This window comes from Chryseobacterium sp. JAH (assembly GCF_001507335.1).
Taxonomy (GTDB): Bacteria; Bacteroidota; Bacteroidia; order Flavobacteriales; family Weeksellaceae; genus Chryseobacterium.
Genome location: NZ_LMAH01000001.1, coordinates 788,378 through 814,241, shown reverse-complemented (window position 1 = coordinate 814,241; position 25,864 = coordinate 788,378). Strand labels below are relative to the sequence as shown.

The window sequence follows — 25,864 nt, the reverse complement described above, 5'->3', positions numbered from 1 at the left end:
GAAAACGTACTACTTTTGCCCCACTGAAAAACGAGAGAGATTCGGTAGCGCAGAAGAGCCTTTAGTTAGGCATAAACGAAAAAGCTTTTATAGATTATAATCTTAGAAACGTCAAAAATTTTAGTTAAATAAAATTTGCGGGTTTAGAAAAAGTTTATATCTTTGCAGTCCCGATACGGGGAGCGCAGGAGTTGATGGATTGAGTGTTTGAAAAAGGGTTTAGGGTTACTTAAAAAACTTTAAAATTTCTTAAAAAACATTTGGTCAATTAGAAATAAAGTTTTACTTTTGCACACGCAAATACGGCAAAGCCCAACGACAGAAAAGGGTAGCTGAGTAAGCGTAAGAAGAGAGATCATTGAAAAATAGATATAACAACCAAGTAAGGAAAAACTAAAGCGTCAAAACTTTGAGTGAGTCAGACAAACATACAATGGAGAGTTTGATCCTGGCTCAGGATGAACGCTAGCGGGAGGCCTAACACATGCAAGCCGAGCGGTAGAAGATCTTCGGATCTTTGAGAGCGGCGCACGGGTGCGGAACACGTGTGCAACCTACCTTTATCAGGGGGATAGCCTTTCGAAAGGAAGATTAATACCCCATAATATATTTTACGGCATCGTAAGATATTGAAAACTCCGGTGGATAGAGATGGGCACGCGCAAGATTAGATAGTTGGTGAGGTAACGGCTCACCAAGTCAATGATCTTTAGGGGGCCTGAGAGGGTGATCCCCCACACTGGTACTGAGACACGGACCAGACTCCTACGGGAGGCAGCAGTGAGGAATATTGGACAATGGGTGAGAGCCTGATCCAGCCATCCCGCGTGAAGGACGACGGCCCTATGGGTTGTAAACTTCTTTTGTATAGGGATAAACCTACTCTCGTGAGAGTAGCTGAAGGTACTATACGAATAAGCACCGGCTAACTCCGTGCCAGCAGCCGCGGTAATACGGAGGGTGCAAGCGTTATCCGGATTTATTGGGTTTAAAGGGTCCGTAGGCGGACTCGTAAGTCAGTGGTGAAATCTCATAGCTTAACTATGAAACTGCCATTGATACTGCGGGTCTTGAGTAAAGTAGAAGTGGCTGGAATAAGTAGTGTAGCGGTGAAATGCATAGATATTACTTAGAACACCAATTGCGAAGGCAGGTCACTATGTTTTAACTGACGCTGATGGACGAAAGCGTGGGGAGCGAACAGGATTAGATACCCTGGTAGTCCACGCCGTAAACGATGCTAACTCGTTTTTGGGTCTTCGGATTCAGAGACTAAGCGAAAGTGATAAGTTAGCCACCTGGGGAGTACGTTCGCAAGAATGAAACTCAAAGGAATTGACGGGGGCCCGCACAAGCGGTGGATTATGTGGTTTAATTCGATGATACGCGAGGAACCTTACCAAGGCTTAAATGGGAATTGACAGGTTTAGAAATAGACTTTTCTTCGGACAATTTTCAAGGTGCTGCATGGTTGTCGTCAGCTCGTGCCGTGAGGTGTTAGGTTAAGTCCTGCAACGAGCGCAACCCCTGTCACTAGTTGCCATCATTAAGTTGGGGACTCTAGTGAGACTGCCTACGCAAGTAGAGAGGAAGGTGGGGATGACGTCAAATCATCACGGCCCTTACGCCTTGGGCCACACACGTAATACAATGGCCGGTACAGAGGGCAGCTACACAGCGATGTGATGCGAATCTCGAAAGCCGGTCTCAGTTCGGATTGGAGTCTGCAACTCGACTCTATGAAGCTGGAATCGCTAGTAATCGCGCATCAGCCATGGCGCGGTGAATACGTTCCCGGGCCTTGTACACACCGCCCGTCAAGCCATGGAAGTCTGGGGTACCTGAAGTCGGTGACCGTAACAGGAGCTGCCTAGGGTAAAACAGGTAACTAGGGCTAAGTCGTAACAAGGTAGCCGTACCGGAAGGTGCGGCTGGAACATCTCATTTTAGAGCGTCTTTGGACGTTAAACAAATAAAGGTACTTTACTGTACCATGCACTTACTTAAAAGAAAACGTTTTAGTTTTTTACTCGGTTGCTTATATTATAAAAATACAAAACCCACTAGAAATTAGTATTAGGGAAGAGAGATTGAGTATGAAGGTGAAGTAAAGAGAGATATAAATATATAACTTGATTACTTATGACCCATTACTCATAACAGAGTCTCGTAGCTCAATGTACCATGCACTTACTTTAAGAAAACGTTTTAGTTTTTTACTCGGTTGCTTATATTATAAAAATACAAAACCCACTAGAAATTAGTATTAGGGAAGAGAGATTGAGTATGAAGGTGAAGTAAAGAGAGATATAAATATATAACTTGATTACTTATGACCCATTACTCATAACAGAGTCTCGTAGCTCAGCTGGTTAGAGCGCTACACTGATAATGTAGAGGTCGGCAGTTCGAGCCTGCCCGAGACTACTAATTGAAAAGACGTGAAGAAGAGAGAGAAAAGAAGAAAGATAAGTCTTTGTTCTTTATTCTTTAATCTCCAAGTCTAACTAGAGGGGGAATTAGCTCAGCTGGCTAGAGCGCCTGCCTTGCACGCAGGAGGTCAAGGGTTCGACTCCCTTATTCTCCACAGTTTTGTGAGTTTGATTTAAAAGTTGATGGATAGAGCCAAAACAAATATCCATTTATCAGACGAGCAGAAAGACATTAAGATCATTGACATTAACGGTAAAAATATCACAAAGAGAAAACCGAGCGCAATTAAGCGTTTGAGTTTACAAAAAATAGTTTAATAGTAATATTAGACAAACAATACTGAACTAATTAATAATTAGGAAAGAAATCGTTAAGGGCGTATGGCGGATGCCTAGGCTTTCAGAGGCGAAGAAGGACGCGGTAAGCTGCGAAAAGCTGCGGGGATCGGCACACACGAATTGATCCGCAGATGTCCGAATGGGGCAACCCGGCATGTTGAAGACATGTCACCTCGTAAGAGGAGCAAACCAGGAGAACTGAAACATCTAAGTACCCTGAGGAAAAGAAATCGAAGAGATTCCGTAAGTAGTGGCGAGCGAACGCGGATTAGCCCAAAAGCTTTTATATGTTTAATAGAATGTTCTGGAAAGAACAGCCGTAGAGGGTGATAGCCCCGTACATGAAAGGCATATTTAAGTGATAAATGAGTAGGGCGGGACACGTGAAATCCTGTCTGAATATGGGGGGACCATCCTCCAAGGCTAAATACTCCTGAAAGACCGATAGTGAACAAGTACTGTGAAGGAAAGGTGAAAAGCACTTCGAATAGAAGGGTGAAATAGAACCTGAAACCGTACGCCTACAAGCGGTCGGAGCCCACAAGTTGGGTGACGGCGTGCCTTTTGCATAATGAGCCTACGAGTTAATGTTACTAGCGAGGTTAAGTACTTCAGGTACGGAGCCGGAGCGAAAGCGAGTCTGAATAGGGCGCTTAGTTAGTAGTATTAGACGCGAAACCTTGTGATCTACCCATGGGCAGGTTGAAGCTTTGGTAACACAAAGTGGAGGACCGAACCGGTTGACGTTGAAAAGTCTTCGGATGACCTGTGGGTAGGGGTGAAAGGCCAATCAAACTGGGAGATAGCTCGTACTCCCCGAAATGCATTTAGGTGCAGCGTCGTGTATAAGTTTATTAGAGGTAGAGCTACTGATTGGATGCGGGGGAGTCAAATCCTACCAATTCCTGACAAACTCCGAATGCTAATAAATGTTCCACGGCAGTGAGGGCGCGGGTGCTAAGGTCCGTGTCCGAGAGGGAAAGAACCCAGACCAACAGCTAAGGTCCCCAAATATATGTTAAGTTGAAGCAACGCGGTTGGACTGCATTGACAGCTAGGATGTTGGCTTGGAAGCAGCCATTCATTTAAAGAGTGCGTAACAGCTCACTAGTCGAGCGGTCCGGCATGGATAATAATCGGGCATAAACATATTACCGAAGCTATGGATTTACAACTTAGGGTTGTATCTGGTAGGGGAGCATTCTGTTTGCACAGAAGCAGTGGCGTGAGCCATTGTGGAGCGTACAGAAAAGAAAATGTAGGCATAAGTAACGATAAAGCGGGCGAGAAACCCGCTCACCGAAAGACTAAGGTTTCCTCAGCCATGCTAATCAGCTGAGGGTTAGTCGGGACCTAACGCGAACCCGAAAGGGGTAGTGGATGGACAATGGGTTAATATTCCCATACTTGCTCACACTAAAAAGGGGACGGAGTGCCGTACTTACTGGAGACTGACGGAATAGTCAAGACCTAGCCTTCGGGCGAAGTTGCTGTAAGGAAAGTGCTTCCAAGAAAAGCCGAAGTGAAGCAACCCGTACCAAAACCGACACAGGTAGTCGAGGAGAGAATCCTAAGGTGCTAGAGTGAATCATGGTTAAGGAACTAGGCAAAATAGTCTCGTAACTTCGGAAGAAGAGACGCCAGCAGCAATGCTGGCCGCAGTGAAGAGGCCCAGGCGACTGTTTATCAAAAACACAGGACTCTGCTAAATCGAAAGATGCTGTATAGGGTCTGACACCTGCCCGGTGCTGGAAGGTTAAGGAAGGGCGTTAGCAGCAATGCGAAGCGTTTGACTGAAGCCCCAGTAAACGGCGGCCGTAACTATAACGGTCCTAAGGTAGCGAAATTCCTTGTCGGGTAAGTTCCGACCTGCACGAATGGTGTAACGATCTGGGCACTGTCTCAACCATGAGCTCTGTGAAATTGTAGTAACGGTGAAGATGCCGTTTACCCGCAATGGGACGAAAAGACCCTGTGAACCTTTACTATAACTTCGTATTGACTTTGAGTAAGTAATGTGTAGGATAGGTGGGAGACTTTGAAGCAGGCACGCTAGTGTTTGTGGAGTCAACGTTGAAATACCACCCTTTACTTACTTGGAGCCTAACTTCTTTTAGAAGGACACTGCGTGGTGGGTAGTTTGACTGGGGTGGTCGCCTCCAAAAGAGTAACGGAGGCTTTCAAAGGTACCCTCAGCACGCTTGGTAACCGTGCGTAGAGTGTAATGGCATAAGGGTGCTTGACTGTGAGACCTACAAGTCGATCAGGTGCGAAAGCAGGACATAGTGATCCGGTGGTTCCGTATGGAAGGGCCATCGCTCATAGGATAAAAGGTACTCCGGGGATAACAGGCTAGTCTCCCCCAAGAGCTCACATCGACGGGGAGGTTCGGCACCTCGATGTCGGCTCGTCACATCCTGGGGCTGGAGAAGGTCCCAAGGGTTGGGCTGTTCGCCCATTAAAGTGGCACGCGAGCTGGGTTCAGAACGTCGTGAGACAGTTCGGTCTCTATCTATTGCGGGCGTTAGATGTTTGAGAGGGCTTGATTCTAGTACGAGAGGACCGAATTGAACAAACCTCTGGTGTATCAGTTGTACCGCCAGGTGCACCGCTGAGTAGCTACGTTTGGAAGAGATAAGCACTGAAAGCATATAAGTGCGAAACTCGCCTCAAGATGAGACATCTTTTAAGGGTCGTTGGAGATGACGACGTTGATAGGCTACAGGTGTAAAGTTGGTAACAGCATAGCCGAGTAGTACTAATTACCCGTAGATTTATTGCCTAATTGGCAAGCCTTAATTGCGCATTCAAGGTTCTCTCTTTGTGAATATTCTTATCGCTTAAAACAGCTGTCAGAAATAAGACATCAGATGACCGACTTATAAAGTCAGAAATCTGAAATCTATCCTCTGATATCTTATATACAACCTTTAGGGTGGTTTTAGCGGTGGGGCTCACCTGTTCCCATTCCGAACACAGAAGTTAAGCCCACCAGCGCCGATGGTACTGCGAAAGCGGGAGAGTAGGTCGCCGCCAGTTTTTTTAAAAGTCTCATACATTTATTTGTGTGAGACTTTTTTTTGTGCTCAACTTTTGTATGAACATACAGAGTAGCGGGTAAACAAACTAGAAAGTAAAAGAACAAAGAGCCAAGTGAATGCAGAAAATGGGTTTTGAGTCAATTAGCTGGAAGTTCTGTTCATCAATCTGATTTATAAAACAATGATAATATATAGTTATCAAGTATCAATCATCCGAAAAATGATCATTAAAAATCAATGATTACCTAGACAAATCGTGTAGAAGGTAATCTTCACTAGCCCGGATCGCAACGACATCCTTTTTTGTGTGCACAGCCAAAAGCAAAGGCGCAAAAAAGATACAGTGGAGAGCCGGAATAAGCTCCTGGAAAAAACATAGAAATCTTAAGTCATATTTTTCAATTTTCTTTTGCCATAAATGGTCATCGATTTAAATGCACTTTCTGGTTGTATTTATTTTCTCTATTACACCTATTATTTTTAATGCTTACTAAAGAAGTGATTCTACACAAGTCGTTCGTAAATTAGTCCTATAAAAGAAAGTAAGTTTATGAAAAAAAGAAATATTAAGAATACGGATCTGTATGTGGCGCCAGTTAATTTTGGAGGAAATGTTTTTGGGTGGACCTTAGATGAAAAGGAATCTTTTGATATTTTAGACCAGTTCGCTGGAGCTGATTTTAATTTTATAGATACAGCAGACACTTATTCTTGGTGGGTCAATGGAAAAGGTGGACAATCGGAAGAAATCATTGGAAATTGGATGAAGGCGAGAGGAAATCGTAATGATCTGGTGATTGCAACAAAAGTTGGATCAGAAACGAAAGAACATGATTTTGATATCAGCAAGAAACATATTTTGAAATCTGTAAATGAATCATTGACAAGACTAAAGACCGATCATATTGATTTATATTACACGCATTTTGATGACAATAAGACTCCTATTGAAGAGACTTTAGAAGCTTATGACGAGATTATCAAAGCGGGTAAAGTCCGTTATATTGCTGCATCTAACCTTTCTCCTGAAAGATTGAAAGAATCTTTTGAAGTAGCAGAAAAAAATAATCTTCCCAAATATGTTGCTTTACAGCCCCATTATAATCTTTTGGAAAGAGAAAAATTTGAAACTCAATACGCGGGTTTAGTCAGAGAATATGATCTAAGTGTTTTTACTTACTGGTCTTTGGCTGCCGGATTTCTGACAGGAAAGTATAGAACTGAAGAAGATCTTGTAAAAAGTGCAAGAGGAGAAGGTGTAAGAAAATATCTAAATGAAAAAGGTTTAGAAGTACTAAAAGCTTTAGATACAATCAGCGAAAAGCATGAAACAACTCAGGCTTCCGTTGCTTTGGCTTGGTTGTTGGCAAATCCCTTGGTTACTGCCCCAATTGTAAGTGCAACAAGCGAATCCCAGTTGAAAACTTTATTTAAGGCTCCGGATTTAAGCTTAAGCGATGCGGATATTGAACTTTTGAATAAAGTGAGTCAATAACTATTCAAAATTTGTACAAATAAAATCCCGGCACTTCGAAAAGCTGAGTGACCGGGATTTTATATAAATGTGATCTGGTATTTTTTCTGTGGACTTACTTTAAAGTAAATTTCACTTTAGTTTTAATGGCATCAGAAGAGTTTCCGATTTGTGCTTCAAAATCACCGGGTTCTGCGACCCATTCGTGCTTATCGGCATCAAAGAAACTTAAAGCAGATTTATCAACGGTAATGCTCACTTCTTTTTCTTCTCCGGGATTTAAAAATACTTTTTCGAAACCTTTCAGTTCTTTCGTTGGTCTTGGAACAGATGATTTCAAATCTGAAATATAGAGCTGTACGACTTCTGCTCCTGCTCTCTTTCCTGTATTTTTTAGGTTAACTGAGAAAGTGATCTTATCATCCTGACCAATCGTCGTTTTGTCAGTCTTTGCTTTTCCAAATTCAAAAGTGGTATAGCTTAAACCGTGTCCAAAACTGAATAATGGTTTAATTTTTTTTGTATCATGCCAACGATAACCAACGAAAACTCCCTCATTATAAGTAATATTGATTGGATTTTGCTGATCTTTTCCTTTTCCGGCAGCCAATTCTTTTTTATTTCCAGGATATTCACCCATTGCATGAGCTGCATTATCTTCCAGTTTAAAAGGGAAAGAGAAAGGCAACTTTCCTGAAGGATTCGCATCACCTGCCAAAACCGAAGCAATAGAATTTCCTGCTTCAGAACCTAAATACCATGATTGAAGAACTGAAGGAACATCTTTGATCCAGGGCATTGCAACCGCATTTCCAGAAACCAAAACCACTGCAAAATTCTTGTTTGCTTTCGCTAAGGCAGCAATGACGTTATCCTGATTATATGGCAAGCCGTAGCTTTTTCTATCGTTTCCTTCACTGTCCTGATAGTCAGATTTATTCAAACCTCCAACAAAAATCACGTAGTCAGATTTTTTAGCTAACTCAACAGCTTCCTTTAATAATTCATCTGCAGAACGATCATCTTTGAGATCTTGACCTGATTTTACCCCATTGTATTCGCCTCCAATATCACCTACATAACCTCTTGCAAACTGTACATCTGTTTGTTTTCCGAATCTTGCTTTAATTCCATCTAAAGGTAAAGTTTCGTATTTCACTTTTAAAGAAGATGAGCCTCCACCGACAGTCATTATTTTGATCGCATTTTCACCGATCACAGCGATTTTTTTTGCTTTATTTACATCGATTGGAAGTACATTTCCCTGATTTTTTAACAAAACAATTCCTTCTTCACCTATTTCTTTAGCAACCGCTTTATGTTCCTCAGAAGCCACATTTCCGAAAGGCTTCTTTGTATTCATCGTAGTTTTGTAAGCTAGATTTAAAAGTCTTGTTACTTTATCATCCAGTTCTTTTGTACCTACTTTTCCAGATTTAATTAAATGTAAGTAAGGTTGTGCTAAATAATAGTTGTCATACGCATTTTTGGTTCCCGCTGAAAGCCCGTTGGTCCAACTTCCGAATTCAAGATCCAATCCGTTGTGGATGGCCTGTTCGGTATTATTTACAGCTCCCCAGTCTGAAACCACAACACCTTTGTAGCCCCATTCTTTTTTAAGAATATCATTTAAAAGATATTGGTTCTGACTTGCATATTGACCTTTATACATATCATAAGCTCCCATGATTGTCCACGAATCTCCTTCGGTAACTGCCGCTTTAAATGGTGGAAGATAAATTTCATACAACGTTCTATCATCAATATTCACATTGCTCGTATGACGGAACATTTCTTGGTTGTTGAGTGCATAATGCTTTACAGAAGTAGCTACTCCGTTTGACTGAACTCCCTTGATATAAGGAACAACCATTTTTGAAGTTAAATATGGATCTTCACCCATGTATTCAAAGTTTCTACCATTAAGAGGAGTTCTGTAAATGTTGACTCCGGGTCCGAGGAGAATATCTTTTTTTCTGTATCGTGCTTCTTCACCTAACGCTTTGCCGTAATTCCATGACATTTTTTTGTTCCATGTTGCAGATAAAGCAGTTAATGCAGGGTAGGCGATTATAGAATCATTCGTCCATCCCGCTTGGTTCCATTCGTCCCACATCACTTCAGGTCTTACACCGTGAGGTCCGTCTGTTGTCCAGAATTCAGGGATTCCCAGTCTAGGAACTCCGGGAGAGCTGAATTTCGACTGTGCGTGAAGCATTGCAATTTTTTCCTCTAAAGTCATTCTCGAAAGTGCATCCTGAACTCTTTGTTCAACAGGTTTAGATTCATCGAGATAAATTGGAAGTGTCGTATTTTGAGCCATAGAATAAGCAGATAGTAGTGTGAATAAACCTACAATGGCAGTTTTCTTTAACATAAAAAACCTTTTTATTGATTGCTAACAAAAATACGCAAAATTATTTATTATCTCAAAATGAGAAAATGAATTTTGGTTATTTTATGGTTAATTGTGATATTAATATATTCCCAATTCTTTTTGCTAAAAGATTTCTTATTTAATAATGAGAATGTAAATTTTTTCCTCCAATCCTGAAAGGAGGCTTTTTTTTGGGTAAAAAAAATCCATCTCAAGGATGGAAATTTTAGGCAATGAAATGACTATTGACCTTTCATAATCAACAATAAAAAAAATCATTAAAATCCTTTCACAGCACCGCCTTTAAAGATTTCATCAGCTTTTTTTGCTACTTCTGCAGATTGATAGGCTTTCAGAAAGTTTTTAACTTTTTCATCATTCTTATTGTCTTCTCTGGAAACGACGACATTCATATACGGTGAATCTTTATCTTCTTTAAAAATTCCGAATTCATTGGCATCCAAACCGGCCTGTGCTGCAAAATTATTATTGATGATAGCAATTATCACTTCTTTATCATCCAAAACTCTGGGTAATTGAGGCGCTTCGATTTCAAGAATTTTTAACTGTTTTGGATTCTCTCTAATATCGGTGACTTTCGGTAATAATCCGACACCGTCTTTCAGTTTCAAAAGTCCGTTTTTCTGAAGAAGAAGCAAAGATCTTCCTCCATTTGTGGGATCATTGGGAATTACTATGGTATTTCCATTCTGTAACTGTGCAATTGTTTTGATTTTTTTTGAATACGCAATAATCGGATAAACAAAAGTATTTCCGATTACAGCCAATTTATAGCCACGCTGTTTTGACTGTTCAGTCAAATATGGAACGTGCTGAAAGGCATTCGCATCGATATCGCCATTATTCAGGGCTTCATTGGGAATCACATAATCGTTGAATGAAATCAATTCAACTTCAAGATTATACTTTTCTTTTGCTACTTTTTTTGCAGTTTCGGCAATTTCCTGTTCAGGACCTGAAGTAATTCCTACTTTTATGTAATTCGGATCATCTTTTTTTGGCGAATTGCATGAAGCCAATAACAACAAACCTGCTGCTGCAAAACCTAAAATCTTTATTTTTTTCATTGTAAATTATTTTTAATTATTGTCTATTATTAACGTTAAAACTTTTTGTACTTAACGATGATCAAACTTCTTCGCCAATCGATCACCTGCAAACTGAATGATAAACACCAAAGCCACGAGTAAACCGAGAACCAAATTCATAATCACAGCATCATAACCGATATATCCATACTGATAACCGATCTGGCCCAATCCACCTGCGCCCACTGCTCCTCCCATTGCGGAATAACCCACCAAAGTAATCAGTGTGATACTCGCATTGTTGATAAGCGACGGCAAAGCTTCAGGCAATAAAACTTTTCTGATAATCTGAAACGGACTCGCTCCCAAAGCTCTTGCTGTTTCAATCAGACCCTGTGGAATTTCGAGCAGGCTGTTTTCAACCAGTCTTGCAACAAACGGAGCTGCACCAATACTTAAAGGAACCAAGGCAGCATTCACTCCAATTGAAGTTCCGACCAATGATCTCGTAAAAGGAATCATCCACACAATCAGAATAATAAAAGGGATAGATCTGAAAATATTAACCAAAACAGACAAAATTCTGTTGTAAATAATATTTTCTAAAAGCTGACCTTTTTTAGTTAAAAACAATAAAATTCCAACCGGTAATCCTAAAGCAAAACCAAAAAAGCCCGATGCGAAAGTCATAAATATTGTTTCCCAAAGTCCTTTAGATAAAAGGGAAATCACGGTTTCATTAAGCATATCCTCTTAGTATATTTTGAATTTTATTCTGGTTAAAATAATAGATTGCTTTTTGATTTTCTTCAGTTTTTCCTTTTAAATGAAGCAACAGTGTTCCGATATTTGCGCTTCCCAAATATTCTACATCGGCTTTCAGAAGCTGGTAAGGAATTTTATATTCATCATATATTTTTGAAAGCAGCTTTTCAACGCTGATGTCTTCGTTAAGTTCAACTTCAACCAACGGAAATAAGCCGTCCTGCGGTTCTTTCTGAAGTGTTTTTGTGAATTCCTGAGGTATTGTCATGTTTCCTGAATTTATAAATTGTTTGATGATCGGATGATCTCTGTTTGAGATAATTTCCTTGAGTGTTCCCTTCACGACCAGTTTACCTTGGTCGATGACGGAAACGTGATTACAAATTGCTTTTATGACATCCATTTCGTGAGTAATCAGTAAAATGGTGATTCCTAAACGGTGATTGATATCTTTTAAAAGTTGAAGAATAGACTTCGTTGTAGCAGGATCGAGTGCGCTCGTCGCTTCGTCACAAAGCAGTAAATAAGGATCGTTGGCTAAAGCTCTCGCAATGGCAACCCTCTGTTTTTGTCCGCCGGACAGACTTTTAGGATAATCATTCGCTTTATCTTCCAATCCGACAATTTTTAAAAGTTCATTGACTTTCTCACGAATCTGATCTTTTTTAAGCTGATCCAGTTCCAAAGGAAGCGCTACATTTTCAAAAACCGTTCTTGAAGAAAGCAGATTAAAATGCTGGAAAATCATCCCGATTTTTTTACGCTCTTTTGCGAGTTGTTTCGAACTTAACTTGGTGAAATCTGTCCCATTGACGATGATCTGTCCCTGATCCGGTCTTTCCAAAAGATTGACGGTGCGAATCAATGTACTTTTTCCAGCTCCGGAAAACCCGATAATTCCTACAATATCGCCTTGTTCGATGTTGAGATTCACTTCATCCAAAGCCTTAAAAGACTGTTTATTCTGATGAAATGTTTTTGATATGTTTTTAATTTCTATCATTATTTATTTTAATTACATGGGTTGATAAGGTCTGCTGATTCTGCTGAAATGTCTTACAGTTCTTCTGATTTTTGCTTTTGACCGTTTTGAAAGTTTGAAATATTTAGTGACGTTCGTTAAAAGAACCCCAATCAGAATGATGAGCAATCCATACAGCTGATTTCGGTTGATTGTCTGATTGGCAATGATAAATCCTGCAATAACCGTAACGATCGGATTGATATAGGTATGCGTGCTCACGATGGCTGCAGGTTTTACCGATAAAAGCCAGATGTACGAGATATATGCGATGATGGATCCGAAAACAATTAAAAAAAGTAAACCCAGCCAGGCCGAAACAGGAACGGTGTTGATGGAAAAACCTGTCCATTCATTTCTGAAAACTGCAACCAAAAATGATGCAAGACCTGCTACAATCAACTGTTGTGAAATATTCATAAAAGTTGAATGATCTGCCGGATTTTTCTTTGAATATAAAGATCCCAAAACCCAGGCAACCGAACTTAACGCGAGAACAATAAAGGCGATAATTCTCAAAGACGCATCCACATTTGCAGTATGTGCATTCACGCTTCCATTTAAAAATAAAAGCAGTCCGGCAAAACCTAACAGCAATCCTATAGGAATAAATTTGTCTGAAAAGTAATAACTCCAGTTCTTTTTATCGATGGCAATGAACCAAAACGGCCCGGTTGCAATAGCGATGGCAGCTTCAGAAGCAGTAACATATTGCTCACCCCATGCGACGAGACCTGTTCCTCCGGTCAGAATCAGAATTCCTGTGACTGCATTTTTCCACCAGTTTTTAAGAGAATTAGCTTTTTCACCTTTTGCCGTCAAATAACCGATGAGTAAAATTCCGGCAGCAAAGAATCTGAATCCCGAAAGTATAAAGGGCGGAAATCCGGTCAATCCGAATGAGATGGCGAGGAAAGTAATTCCCCAGATAATATAGATGTTGGCAAAGGCAATAGGAACCAGCCATTTGTTTTTAAAATCAGTTGTTTTCATATTATTTTTTTTACTGGTTTTTTTAAATAAAAAAGGCTTTACAACGTGGTAAAGCCTTTAAAAATATGTCATAATAAAAGTAAGGTCATCCACTAAAATTCATATATAAAGGCATACAGCAATACATCATCATGTGCATGATGTTTATCTTCTTCATAGAATTGTATCTGAATTTTGTATTTGTTTTCATTTCCAAACCTGATTACGGTGCAAATATAAAACATATATTCTTATTAGTCTACTTTTTTAGTAGACTTTTTAATGGTTCATATGTAAGCTTTTGATTTTTAGATATTTATTTTTCTAATGAAACAATATTTCGTTTTTTTAAAAAAATTAAGTTACTTTTAAAAAATGAACATCCAGATCATCAGTGATTTGCATCAGGAATTTGGTTTTACCGATCTGTCTTTTGATCAGTCGGATGTTGTTGTTTTAGCAGGAGACATCAATTTAGGTACGAAAGGAATTGAGTGGATTAAAACTAAAATTACTAGTAAACCCGTTATTTACGTTCTTGGAAATCACGAATATTACAAAGGTTCTTACCCAAAAACTTTAAACAAAATAAAAGAAGCTGCAAAAGATTCTAATGTATCTGTGCTTGAAGATTCTTCTGTTGACATTGATGGAATTAGATTTCATGGGGCAACTTTATGGACAGATTTTTCGATTTTTGGGGATCCTCGATTTTATGGAATGACCAGCCAGTCTGTGATGAATGATTATAAGAAAATCACCCGAGATCCTTCTTATTCCAAAATGAGATCTATTGACACCTTTAAAATTCATCAATTTTCAAGGCATTGGCTCAAAGAAAGTCTGGAGAATTCAAAAGGTATGAAAAATATTGTGGTTACGCATCATGCACCAAGTTTGCAATCTGTTCCTGAACATTTTAAAAATGATCCGGTCACTTCAGCATATGCTTCCAATTTGGAGGATTTCATTAAAGAACATCAGCCGCTGTACTGGATTCACGGTCATATTCATACGCCATCTAGATATAAAATCGGAGAGACGGAAATTATCTGCAATCCTCATGGCTATATCACTGAAAAATATAATGGTTATGAGAGAGAACTGATTATTGAAGTTTAATTTTTACACGAAAAATCTTCAAATTTTAAAGTAAAAGAAAACTTTCTCCGTCTAAAAAAATAAAGGTTTTAAAACCTAAAATTATGAAGAATACAAACATTCAAAACGGGATTATTCTGATTCCTGATTTCAGTGGATTCACTGAATTTGTGTTCAATACAAAACTTTATACCGGAGAATATATTGTAAGACAACTACTTTCTATTTTGATTGATGTAAACAATCAGTATTTTGATATTTCTGAAATTGAGGGCGATGCGATTTTGTTCTATAAATACGACCAAAAACCTTCCTATCAAAAAGTTTCTAAGATGCTTCGGAATATGAGAAATGCTTTCAATATGAAAATTCTGGAACTGAGCGAAATGTTGAATACCACCATCGAATTATCATTAAAATTCATCGTTCACTACGGGAAATTTACACAATACAACATTGGAAGTTTCAAAAAACTATACGGAAAACCCGTTGTGGAAGCTCACCAAATGCTGAAAAATGATTTGGCTGAGCAACCTTCTTACGCTTTGTACAGTCATTCTTTTTTGGAGAGTTCCCATAAAGACGAAGCAGATTCAAATAAAGAAATAATGCATGTATCAGAAGTTGGAGCGATTCAATATTTTGGAAATGTAGAGTAGTAAATATATTATTAATTCTTTGTTATTTACTTTTAGAGAAATTTGGACGTTTTGTCTTATGATTAAATGTTATCTGAACGAAATTAAATGGAGTGAAGAATCTCTTGTTGAATGTAGATATTGTTCCTTCGTCAGAATGACAAATATTAATTTTAATTATTTGCTTTAATACATCAGGCAAATTAAACTTTTGAATTTGAAAACTGTTTTATTACCAAATAGTTTAATTTATAGTTTGATGGACATTATGACGAGATAAAATGATCAACTATTAATATTTATTAAATTAAATTGTAAAGGTTTTAATCTTAACTAAATTTGGATGAATGCAAAAAAAATCCCGACTTTTGCACCCCTTTCCATAACCCGATTATTCATGAAACTTTGTATTGCCGAAAAACCCAGTGTTGCCAGAGATATTGCCAAAGTATTGGGTGCAACCATGCCTAAACAGGGCTATATGGAAGGAAACGGCTATTGTGTAACATGGACTTTCGGGCATCTCTGTACCCTCAAAGAACCTCATGACTACGGTCCGCAGTATAAATCCTGGAATTTGTTTCTGCTGCCGATTATTCCCACGAATTTCGGGATTAAATTAATTCCGAATCAAGGCGTTGAAAATCAGTTTAAAGTCATTGAAAGATTGGTCGCCGAATGCGATGAAGTCATTAACTGCGGGGATGCAGGACAGGAGGGAGAACTCATTCAGCGTTGGGTTTTGCAGAAAGCAAAATGCGACAAACCTGTACAGCGTCTGTGGATTTCATCATTGACGGAAGAAGCCATTAAAGAAGGTTTTCAGAAATTAAAACCTGCAGAAGATTACAAAAATCTATATCTCGCAGGAAACGCAAGAGCAATAGGGGACTGGTTGTTGGGAATCAATGCCACCCGACTTTTTACCAAAAAATTTGGCGGAAATAAAGCGGTTTTGTCTATCGGAAGAGTGCAGACTCCCACTTTGGCCATGCTTGTTCAACGTCAGAAAGAGATTGATGCATTCTCCACCGAAGAATATTGGGAACTGAAAACCAAATACCGTGACGTTATTTTTAATGCGGCAATCGACCGTTTAAAAACATTAGACCGTGCCGAAAAAGGTTTAGAATATCTGAAAGTGAATCCTTTTGAAATTCTTTCATTTGAAATTAAAGAAGGCAAAGAAAAAAATCCAAGACTGTTTGATCTGACCGGACTTCAGGTGGAAGCCAATAAAAAATTTGGGTATTCTGCAGACAGTACTTTAAAATATATTCAGAGTCTTTACGAGAAAAAGCACGTCACATATCCCCGTGTTGATACGACGTATCTATCCGAAAGTTTATATCCGAAAATTGGTGGCATTCTTCAAAGCATGGTCATTTATAAAGAGTTGATTTCGCCTTTGCTCGAACAGCCGATTCCAAAATCGAAAGCAGTTTTTGATGATGCTAAAGTGACGGATCACCATGCAATTATTCCGACTGAAATTCCGCCTTCTCAAAATTTGACGAGAGAAGAGAAATTGATTTATGATTTAATTGCGAAGCGTTTTATCGCCGTATTTTATCCTGAATGTAAAATTTCAAATACTTTGGTGGAAGCTCAGGTAGGCACAATTCCGTTTAAGACAAGCGGAAGACAAATTCTTGAACCGGGCTGGAGAGCCGTTTATGCCAAAGAGGAATCAACGACGGATAAAGAAAAAGATAAGGACGAAGAACAGACCATTCCTGAGTTTAAAGTTGGGGAAACCGGGCCTCACGAACCGATGATTCATCAGGGAAAAACTTCGCCGCCAAAAGCCTACACTGAAGCAACTTTACTTCGAGCTATGGAAACTGCCGGAAAGCAGGTCGACGACGAAGAACTTCGTGAAATGTTGAAGAATAACGGAATCGGAAGACCTTCAACCCGAGCCAACATCATAGAAACGCTTTTCAAAAGAAAATATATTGAAAGGAAAAAGAAAAATTTAGTAGCGACTTCTACTGGGATTCAATTGATTGATACGATTGAAGATGAGTTGCTGAAAAGTCCCGAATTAACGGGAGAGTGGGAATTAAAACTTCGTAAAATTGAGAGCGGTGAATATGAAGCCAATCAGTTCAAAGACGAATTAATTCAAATGATCAGGGAACTCACCAAAAAAGTTGTTGACGGAAAAGCTAAAGTCTTCACCCTGCACGAAGAAAAAGAAGAAGTCAAAGAAAAGAAGAAACGTGAACCGGCCGTAAAGAAAGAATTACAGTCCTGGGAAGAAACGAAATGCCCAAAATGCAAATCTCACAACCTGATGAAAGGGAAAACCGCAGTCGGATGTTCCGATTTTAAAAACTGCGGCTTTAAAGTTTCGTTTGACATTTTTGGCAAAAAACTTTCTGATAAGCAATTGATGGATTTGGTTTTAAAAGGAAAAACTTCAAAGCTAAAAGGCTTCACCACGCATCCGGAGAGTATAGCCGAAGGAATTGTCTCGCTTTCCCCCGAATATTTAACGGTTTTGGTTTAATTAAAAGTAGCCAAGTGAAAATTAATTTAGCAATTAGCAACTATTTCAGATAAAGCCTCATTCTCGCTTCATATTCAGGTTTGGTTTTTAATAATTTCCAAATTTTCTTATCATCGGTATTGCTCACTCTGTAATAAATAATTTTATCCGCAGAATATTTGAAATAAGGATGATTTTTGAGCCATTCTTCAGGTGCATCCACCAAAGTGTGTCGCTCAACTTTCGAATTGTCGAGTGGGGCAGTGCTTAATAATTTTTGAACCAGTTCTTTGTCAATATTATAAGTTTCTAAAATCTGATCTTTAGTCATAAAACCGCCCAGCTTCTTTCTGAAACCAATCATTGAACCTGCGCTTCTTTCGTCTAAACCAAATTCCAGAAGCTGTTTGAAACTAATGGAGTTCATATCAACTTTTGAGAAATCTGTTTTTTCTTGTTTAAATTCCGTTTTTCTATCATCAGAACTTTTCGTCATCGTAGCCGTGTTGAATTTGATGAAGGGTTTTAATTCTTCAAATTTTTCGGCTGAAATCACAAAACAGTTTTTAATATCATCTAAAGTTTTAAAACTGCCTTTAAGATTTCGATCACGGTAATTAACAATCACATTTGCCTGCTTTTCAGAAAATCCTAAGTTCATCCAGCCTTTTATATCCAAAGAATTAGGATCAAAAGAAGTCTGTGGACTCATAGATTTAAGCGATCTAGATTTTCCGGCATAAGCATTAAAATTAGCTGGAGTATTTGTGGGAAGAATTAAATAAGGTTCAAGTTTAGCATAATTCTCTTCATTGATGATAAAACATTCTTTAAACTTTTCTTTGCTCAAGAAACTTCCACCGAGATAACTTTTATATTTTAAGATAGCGGCGGCTTGTTTGTCGGAAAATCCCATATTTTCCCAATCTTTTTGTGAGAGATGATCAGGATTAAATTTCCGTGTAATGTTTAAAGTTTTCTTTTCATAAGTTTTGAAACCGGTATTTCCTTTTGCATCAGCGTTGTTTTCTGGAAGTAATAGAAATGTTTCAAGCTGGTTAAATTTGTCCTCAGAAATCGCATAGCATTTTTTGAACTGTTCTTTTGAGATAAATTTCCCACCGACAATTTTCTTGTATTTTAAAATAGTTGCCGTCTGCTTTTCAGAAAATCCTAGTTTTCGCCATTGGTTCTCATCTAAATCATTCGGATCGAACTCAGAAAGAGATTCAACGGGTAAACTTTCAGAAATAAAGGTGACTTCAGGAAAAGGCTCATCAGATTTCTCTGTATATTTCTGAAATCCCAGCAGAATAAGTAGGAGCGTTCCGAGCACTGCCATTTTTTGGTAATAACTTTTTTTCATCTGTTTATTTTATGCTCTATTTGGTGAGATATTGAAATTTTGAGCAATTTCATCGCTAAACGAAAAATCTTAAAAGTGAAATATCTTAGAATAAAGTTAAGAATTAATTTAATTCAAAACTGAGTTCAAATAAAAAATAATTTAAACAATTGTTTGATATTCAGGTTATTTAGTAGGGAAATTCAACTGGGGATGTGAATAGCTCAGGATTTCTTAAGGTAGTTATTAAGTGTCCTTATAGATTTTTAAATTACAGATTCAGAAAAATTCGGAACTGACTATACGTTTAATGACTAGAAAAATGAAGCTAGAACTTTGTTTTTTTATTGTTGATCATCTGCACAATTGAACCAGGAAAAAGTCCAATCAGAGCACTCCTGAGAAAAAGATTGAATTTAAAAATAAAACTAGTAATAATGAGGCAAAATAAAACTCCTGCAATCATCATGAGATACTTTTGGTTTGTAATTTTAATCATTCGAAAAGTATTTTACTCTGAATCTTTTTCAACCAAAGATTCTTTCAGTTTCAGCAGTTCAGCCTTTACAAATTCCAATCGGTCGATTAATGTAACTGTTTCTGAGATTTTTGAGTTGGTCGTCAGCGCAATTCTCGCTCCGTCAAGCGTATAACCTTTTTCTTTCACCAAATGATAGATTATTTTCAGGTTTTTAATGTCTTCCGGAGTGAAATATCGGTTTCCTTTCTTGTTCTTTTTAGGTTTGATGATCGGAAATTCTTGCTCCCAATATCTTATCAATGAAGCGTTTACGTCGAATGCTTTCGCAACTTCTCCTATCGAATAATACAGTTTGTCGGGTAAATTTGTCTTCATTGTACAGTCCTGAAAATTCAAAGATAATTATTTTTTAAGCTTTACTACAAATAGACGTTGTAAAATGTTCAGGTTAGATGTACTTTTGTTCACCTTCATATTAAATAAAATCAGGATGAATTCTATTTCGGTATTGCATATCAATCTTTTTCAGTCAGAGAAAAATGCTCCGGATTTTTATTTTAATACGTTGAAAAACCATTTGGTTTCCAGCCATAAGCATATTGAGAAGCCGCACCGCCATGATTTCTATGTTACGGTTATTTTTACGAAAGGGCAGGGAATTCATGAGATAGATTTTCAAAAGTACGATGTTTCAGAGGGAAGTCTGTTTTTTCTTTCACCCGGACAAGTTCATAGCTGGGAACTTTCGGCAGATACTGATGGTTATATTTTCTTTTTTTCTCAGCCTTATTATGAGATGCATTATGTGAATCAAAAACTGAAGAATTTTCCGTTTTTTAATTCTCCCGGCTTTTCAAGAAAGCTTCAACTGCAGTCGGATGAATTGAATAATATGATTTCCCTTTTTAAAACCATTGAAAAGGAGCACCAGTCTCAGGATTTAATGGAGCAAAGCTTTATTCTGTCCGTGATTACTCAGATTTGCATTCATTCTTTGAGAGAATTTTCGAAATATGAAAATGAAAGTTCAACTGCAAGCGCATCTTATTTTAACCATTATCAGGTTTTTGAAAATTTGGTAGAAGAATTTTTCGTTTCGCAGAAATCAATTTCCCATTATGCGTCATTGATGAATATTTCGGCAAAACACCTGAACAGAATTACACAAACAGTAATGAAAAAAAAGGCATCCGACATTATTACAGAAAGAGTGATTCTTGAAGCTAAAAGAATGCTGATCTTCCTTGATGAAAGTCTGGTGGAAATTGCTTTCAGGCTGGGTTACGAAGAGTATTCTTATTTCGCAAGAGTGTTCCGTAAAAGCACCGGAATTACACCGTCATTATTTATTAAAAATCATAAAAACTAAGCTTTACAATAAAAGTTTAAATGGTCCTTCGAAGGTTGTTTCAAAGGTGTCTAAAATTTCTCCTTTTTCATTGACAACGGCGATGGTGATATTTTGTTTAGAAAATTTAACGTCTTTTTCAGGAAAAGAAATACTGATGGATCCTTTTAGAATTTCGTCACCTTTTAGTATAATTTTGCTCGAACCTGAAGAAATTACTTCTGCATGATTGGGATCAAGTACTATTATAGAAACTGATTTTTTCTCGTTGGTTTTGTTCAAAAAAGTATAGGTGAAATTGTTGATGATTTTTCCGTCCCTCACAAAGAAGGTGGAACCTGCAGGTTTGATAAATTTAGCTTCCATTGAGCCTCGATCATTGAGTAGGTATCCCAGAAAACCAATAAGCAATCCCAGGAAGATCGTGGTAAGCATCATTCTTGAGGTGATTCCCAATTTTTTTCCGGTTTCAATTTCCGCTTCGGTAGCATAGCGGACCAATCCGGTTGGCAATCCTACTTTTACCATGACCTCGTCACAGGCATCTATACAGGCGGTACAGTTGATGCATTCCAGTTGCTGTCCATTTCTGATGTCAATTCCTGTAGGACAAACAACTACACACTGACCACAATCGATACAGTCGCCTTTGGATTGAGCTTTTCGGTCTTCTCCGTTTCGCCACTTTGATCTGTTTTCTCCTCTCTTGGTGTCGTAATATACATTAATGGTTTGTTTGTCGATCAAAACGCCCTGAAGTCTTCCATAAGGACAAATCAAGGTACACACCTGCTCTCTCAGCCACGCAAAAACAAAGTAAAAAACCAAAGTGAAAGAAAGCATTGATGTGAAATGCAAAGGATGTTCCAGCGGTCCTTCTTTCATGATACGGAATAAATTCTCATAACCCACGATGTACATGAACATGAAATGAGCAATGACCAGTGAAATGATCAAGAAAACAGACCATTTTAAAACTCTTTTTTGAATCTTTTCAGAATCCCAGCTTTGTCTGTCGAGTTTCATCTGTTTGTTTCGGTCGCCTTCGATCCAATATTCTATTTTACGGAAAACCATTTCCATAAAAATGGTTTGCGGGCAGAGCCATCCACAAAATATTCTTCCAAAAACTACGGTGAAGATCATTACAAAAATGACAGAGATCACTGCTCCAAGAGCCAAAATAAAGAAATCCTGCAGATAAAAAGATTGCCCTACAATAAAGAATTTCCTGTCAATTAGATTGATGAGAAGAACCGGATTATTATTAATTTTTAAAAAAGGAATTGAGAAAAATAAGGCCAATAAAATATAGCCTGTGTAATTTCTATAATTGGTAAATTTACCTTTTGGTTTTCTCGGAAAAACCCATTTTCGTTTTCCCGAATCGTCCATTGTTCCTACAGAATCTCTGAAAGCCTCCCCATCGCTTTCCGGATTTTTTTTATTGTCTTGCTGAATACTCATCTTAACATTTTATTTAATTAAAAAAGGACTTTTAGAATGTTGTGAAATCATTTTCACGGTTCGTTTTGCCTTATTAAAAGATGATGCAAAGCTCCTGAATATTCGTTTTGATAAATAATATTATACACTTACATAATAGGATAAAAAGGACATTTTCGTATTTTGATTTTAAGGATAATAATCAAGAGTATAAAATTGGCAGAACTTTTTACAAATCGTAAATTGTGGGCTTTAATTTTAAGCAGAATGAAAAATATACTGAATGTAGGTCTTGTTGGTTTGGTTTTGGCATTTCTAAGTTGCAAATCAACAAATTACAATGCTATGCTGGAGAACACTGAGCCCCAATTAATATCAAATCAATTTACCTTCACAGAAGGCCCTGCAGCCGACAAAAACGGAAATGTCTACTTTACAGACCAGCCGAATGATAAAATCTATGTCTGGGACTGGAAAACCGATCAAGTGACTTTATTTTTAGATAAAACAGGAAGAGCTAACGGAACTTATTTTGATGAAAATGACAACCTGATCACTTGTTCAGATAATGAGGGTGAGATCTGGAAAATAAGTAAAGATAAATCTGTTGAAGTTTTATCTAAAGGTTTTGAAGGGAAAAGATTGAATGGTCCTAATGATCTTTGGCTTGATGGAAAAGGAGGAATTTATTTCACCGATCCTTTGTACAAAAGAGATTATTGGGAGAATTTCAAAGTGGAGATTCCTGAGAAAAATCTTTACTACAGAAGTAAAGAGGGCAAAATTTCAAAATTAGAAACTTTCGTACAGCCCAACGGAATTATTGGAAGTGCAAAATTAAATAAACTATATGTTTCAGATATTGATGCCGGAAAAACATACGTCTACGATATTTTAGGAGAAGGAAAATTATCTGAAAAGAAATTATTTTGTGAAATGGGTTCTGATGGAATGACTCTGGACAAAGAAGGAAACCTTTATATTACGGGAGATGGCGTGACTGTTTTCAACAGCAAAGGTGAAAAAGTTCACCATATCAAAATTCCTGAAGAGTGGACCGGAAATGTGACTTTTGGAGGAGAAAAAAATAATATTCTGTTTATTACCGCTTCAAAATCAGTCTACACTTTGCCAACAAAAACGTCTGCACTGAAGTAAACTGTTTTACTGAAAAATTAGCAAAAGGTTTTTGCATTCAAAGTTTAAAGACTTTGGAATTAAAAAAGAAGGATACTTATGCGTCCTTCTTTTTTTGATTTTTATACGTTAAATAATAACAACTGTAATTTCTTTGCGATTCTTGTGGTGAAAAATTTAGTACGCAACTTCCATTTTCACTTTCTTGCCTTTCAGTTTTTCAGTGCTCAGTTTTTTCAGTAATTCTCTCACTTTAGTTCTTGAAACCGCCACATACGAGGTGGTATCTTTCACTTCAATCAAACCTAAATCTTCTTTCTGGAGTTCTCCTTTTTTCAAAAGATACCCAACGATATCCACTTTATTCACCTTGTCTTTTTTTCCCGCGCTGATGTAAATCGTCTGAAATGGAGGATTGGCAGGGACTTTCGAAAACTCTTTTACCGATTCTTCAGGTGTGTCTTTTTTAATGAAAGGAAACTTTTCTTCCTCTGTCATTACGAGATAAGCAAAACCTTTCGCATTCATTCTCGCTGTACGGCCATTTCTGTGAATAAAAGCGTCTTCTGTGGTCGGTAATTGATAATGCACGATCGATTCAACTTCAGGAACATCTAAACCACGAGCAGCCAAATCGGTTGTGATCAAAACTCTCGCTGTGTCATTTCTGAATTTCAGCAGTGCACGTTCTCTTTCATCCTGTTCCATACCACCGTGGAAGGTTTCTCTGGCAATTCCTTTATCAAGAAGCAAATCTGCAATACGGTCAACGGTTTCTCTGTGGTTACAGAAAATCAGCGTTCTTTTATTTCCTATTTTACAGATTAAGTGAAATAACGTGTCAAGTTTTTCCTCAGAAACCGTCATGACTTTTCTTAACTGAATATCAGGTTTATTTTCTCCTAATTTTAAGAAATCTACTGTTTTTTCATCTTTCAGACCCGTAAATTTCGGAATTTCGTCCATAGAAGTTGCTGAAGTCAGGATTCTCTGAAAAAGGTTGTACATATTTTCAATGATATATTCCATATCATCATGGAAGCCTAATTCCAAAGCCTTATCAAATTCGTCCAGCACCAGATTTTTAATTGTCTTTACATCGAGATTTTTATTTCTCATGTGATAGGCAATTCTTCCCGGAGTTCCGATCAATACTGCCGGAGCTTCCTTGAGATTGTTCATCTCAATCTTTTTATCGTGACCACCGTAGCAAACTGTCACTTTAAAATCTGTTCCCATCGATTTGAAAACCTGCTCGATCTGCAATGCCAATTCTCTCGCCGGAACCAATATCAAAGCCTGAATTCCTGTGGATTCTTTCTTTAGATTTCTTAGAACGGGAAAAAGAAAAGCAAGCGTTTTCCCTGAACCGGTAGGCGAAAGTAAAACAACATCAGTATTGTTTTCCGTAGTTTTGTATGTAGATTTCTGCATCTGATTCATATCCTGAATCTGCAGTTTTTTGTAAATAGATTCTAATTCCATTTTGCAAAGGTAGGGGATTTTGGATTTATATTGCTGAAGGAATTTCGAGAAGCGATTCTAAAGTTACTTAAGCATTGATACTTCGGAGCTAAATCTTCTGTACATAAAAACTCTATCAAAACAAGTTGTAATTTTTTCGTAATATTTATTTCCTGATAATAACTGTAAAAATCCCAACCTTCAATTATAAGCAACCATTGCTCATCACAAAGTTTATATTTTTTTAAAGAGTTATTTTTTTTTGCTAATATTTTATCTAAATTTTCATCAGTGAAATCAGGAATGACTCCGAACGTTGACTCCATATGAGTTGAGTTTGTAATATTATCATTTCTCGTTATAGCAATTGTTGAAATTTCAATTGGGAGTTTGCGGTAGCCTTGAGCCAAAAGTTGTTTTTTTATTTCATTGTTTAAATCACTCCAATCTAATTCCAGATTTTCAAAATGAATTGTTTCATATGAATTTAAGCTAGCAAACTCTTTAACGCAAAACTTTTTTAGATTCTCAATGACTAATTTTCTGTTATTTTGTTTAAGTTTAATCTTAGTATTCAGCGTAATATCAATAACAAATTTAAAAGGTAATTCATCTTTGAGTTTTTCTATAACATCATAGTTGAATTTGATTTGTCCCTCTCTACTGCCGATAGACTTCTCATCGTAAACAGCTTCTGTTATTTCAATTCCAATAATCTTCCCACTAGGCAACCTGTAAGTTACGTCAGGCGCATCGCCAAATTCAGCTGTTCCTAACGGCATATTCTTAAATGCTTTTTGGAATAGCTTGAAAATGGATTTTTCTTCGAAAGTATTCAATTCATTATTGTTTTAAATTATTTGATTTAAAATAAAAGTATCTAATAATTGCTATTAATCAAAAACAGCATCATTAACAAAGATGAAAAATGTAACCTTGA

16 protein-coding genes, 2 tRNA genes and 3 rRNA genes are annotated in these 25,864 nt (G+C 37.6%); 11 read left to right on the top strand and 10 right to left on the bottom strand.

Translation table 11 applies throughout. The features are described 5' to 3' along the window. The first annotated feature begins 430 nt into the window (after window positions 1-430). From AR685_RS03755 to AR685_RS03730, 6 genes are all read left to right on the top strand, one after another. Window positions 431-1,947, top strand: a 16S ribosomal RNA gene (locus AR685_RS03755). Window positions 1,948-2,353: 406 nt separating this feature from the next. Continuing rightward, window positions 2,354-2,427 (top strand) — tRNA-Ile (locus tag AR685_RS03750). A gap of 86 nt (window positions 2,428-2,513) precedes the next feature. After that, window positions 2,514-2,587: transfer RNA gene (locus AR685_RS03745), tRNA-Ala, on the top strand. Window positions 2,588-2,793: 206 nt separating this feature from the next. Then, a 23S ribosomal RNA gene (locus tag AR685_RS03740) occupies window positions 2,794-5,553 on the top strand. Window positions 5,554-5,702: 149 nt separating this feature from the next. Continuing rightward, window positions 5,703-5,810, top strand: a 5S ribosomal RNA gene (rrf, locus tag AR685_RS03735). The 16S, 23S and 5S rRNA genes sit together here with 2 tRNA genes alongside, the layout of an rRNA operon. 552 nt (window positions 5,811-6,362) lie before the next feature. Beyond that, the gene (locus AR685_RS03730; protein ID WP_059123751.1) at window positions 6,363-7,307 is read left to right on the top strand and encodes an aldo/keto reductase; all 945 of its coding nucleotides are present in this window, start codon (window positions 6,363-6,365) and stop codon (window positions 7,305-7,307) included. Between the two features lie 94 nt (window positions 7,308-7,401). Here the strand turns inward: AR685_RS03730 and AR685_RS03725 are convergent, their stop codons facing one another. The 5 genes from AR685_RS03725 to AR685_RS03705 form a co-directional block, all read right to left on the bottom strand. Then, the gene (locus AR685_RS03725; protein WP_059123750.1) at window positions 7,402-9,663 is read right to left on the bottom strand and encodes a glycoside hydrolase family 3 C-terminal domain-containing protein; all 2,262 of its coding nucleotides are present in this window, start codon (window positions 9,661-9,663) and stop codon (window positions 7,402-7,404) included. Between the two features lie 278 nt (window positions 9,664-9,941). Further along, window positions 9,942-10,751 carry a methionine ABC transporter substrate-binding lipoprotein MetQ gene (metQ, locus tag AR685_RS03720; RefSeq protein ID WP_059123749.1) on the bottom strand — a complete coding sequence of 270 codons (810 nt, stop codon included), beginning with the start codon at window positions 10,749-10,751 and terminating at the stop codon, window positions 9,942-9,944. A 51-nt stretch (window positions 10,752-10,802) separates the two neighbouring features. Continuing rightward, window positions 10,803-11,459, bottom strand: a complete 657-nt coding sequence (gene metI / locus AR685_RS03715; RefSeq protein ID WP_059123748.1) for a methionine ABC transporter permease MetI — start codon at window positions 11,457-11,459, stop codon at window positions 10,803-10,805. Next, window positions 11,452-12,480 carry a methionine ABC transporter ATP-binding protein gene (locus AR685_RS03710; protein WP_059123747.1) on the bottom strand — a complete coding sequence of 343 codons (1,029 nt, stop codon included), beginning with the start codon at window positions 12,478-12,480 and terminating at the stop codon, window positions 11,452-11,454. The genes metI and AR685_RS03710 overlap by 8 nt, the downstream gene beginning before the upstream one ends. Before the next feature lie 12 nt (window positions 12,481-12,492). After that, window positions 12,493-13,491 carry an EamA family transporter gene (locus tag AR685_RS03705; RefSeq protein ID WP_059123746.1) on the bottom strand — a complete coding sequence of 333 codons (999 nt, stop codon included), beginning with the start codon at window positions 13,489-13,491 and terminating at the stop codon, window positions 12,493-12,495. 354 nt (window positions 13,492-13,845) lie between these two features. Between AR685_RS03705 and AR685_RS03700 the strand changes: the two genes are divergently transcribed. The 3 genes from AR685_RS03700 (at window position 13,846) to AR685_RS03690 (ending at window position 17,724) form a co-directional block, all read left to right on the top strand. After that, entirely contained in the window at window positions 13,846-14,592 is a 747-nt protein-coding gene (locus AR685_RS03700) for a metallophosphoesterase (protein ID WP_047445946.1), read from the top strand. Window positions 14,593-14,675: 83 nt separating this feature from the next. Next, on the top strand, window positions 14,676-15,230 hold the full coding sequence (locus AR685_RS03695) for a DUF2652 domain-containing protein (RefSeq protein WP_047445948.1): 555 nt from the start codon (window positions 14,676-14,678) through the stop codon (window positions 15,228-15,230). A gap of 376 nt (window positions 15,231-15,606) precedes the next feature. Then, entirely contained in the window at window positions 15,607-17,724 is a 2,118-nt protein-coding gene (locus AR685_RS03690) for a type IA DNA topoisomerase (RefSeq protein WP_059123745.1), read from the top strand. Between the two features lie 40 nt (window positions 17,725-17,764). On the opposite strand, the gene AR685_RS03685 is transcribed toward AR685_RS03690, so the two are convergent. Together AR685_RS03685 and AR685_RS03680 are read right to left on the bottom strand one after the other, a co-directional pair. Next, the gene (locus tag AR685_RS03685; RefSeq protein ID WP_047445951.1) at window positions 17,765-19,069 is read right to left on the bottom strand and encodes a helix-hairpin-helix domain-containing protein; all 1,305 of its coding nucleotides are present in this window, start codon (window positions 19,067-19,069) and stop codon (window positions 17,765-17,767) included. Between the two features lie 490 nt (window positions 19,070-19,559). Next, window positions 19,560-19,904, bottom strand: a complete 345-nt coding sequence (locus AR685_RS03680; protein ID WP_047445952.1) for a MerR family transcriptional regulator — start codon at window positions 19,902-19,904, stop codon at window positions 19,560-19,562. A gap of 115 nt (window positions 19,905-20,019) precedes the next feature. Between AR685_RS03680 and AR685_RS03675 the strand changes: the two genes are divergently transcribed. Continuing rightward, entirely contained in the window at window positions 20,020-20,898 is an 879-nt protein-coding gene (locus AR685_RS03675) for an AraC family transcriptional regulator (RefSeq protein ID WP_047445953.1), read from the top strand. Between the two features lie 3 nt (window positions 20,899-20,901). Here AR685_RS03675 and ccoG read toward each other — a convergent pair whose 3' ends face one another. Continuing rightward, the gene (ccoG, locus tag AR685_RS03670) at window positions 20,902-22,344 is read right to left on the bottom strand and encodes a cytochrome c oxidase accessory protein CcoG (protein WP_047445954.1); all 1,443 of its coding nucleotides are present in this window, start codon (window positions 22,342-22,344) and stop codon (window positions 20,902-20,904) included. Window positions 22,345-22,590: 246 nt separating this feature from the next. Here ccoG and AR685_RS03665 point away from each other — a divergent pair, with 246 nt between their 5' ends. Beyond that, window positions 22,591-23,481 carry an SMP-30/gluconolactonase/LRE family protein gene (locus tag AR685_RS03665; protein ID WP_047446436.1) on the top strand — a complete coding sequence of 297 codons (891 nt, stop codon included), beginning with the start codon at window positions 22,591-22,593 and terminating at the stop codon, window positions 23,479-23,481. Window positions 23,482-23,637: 156 nt separating this feature from the next. On the opposite strand, the gene AR685_RS03660 is transcribed toward AR685_RS03665, so the two are convergent. Both AR685_RS03660 and AR685_RS03655 read right to left on the bottom strand, forming a co-directional pair. Next, on the bottom strand, window positions 23,638-24,945 hold the full coding sequence (locus tag AR685_RS03660; RefSeq protein WP_047445955.1) for a DEAD/DEAH box helicase: 1,308 nt from the start codon (window positions 24,943-24,945) through the stop codon (window positions 23,638-23,640). Then, a complete protein-coding gene (locus AR685_RS03655) occupies window positions 24,936-25,763 on the bottom strand; it encodes a hypothetical protein (RefSeq protein WP_131777592.1) in 828 nt (275 codons plus the stop codon). The genes AR685_RS03660 and AR685_RS03655 overlap by 10 nt, the downstream gene beginning before the upstream one ends. Between the last annotated feature and the right edge of the window lie 101 nt (window positions 25,764-25,864).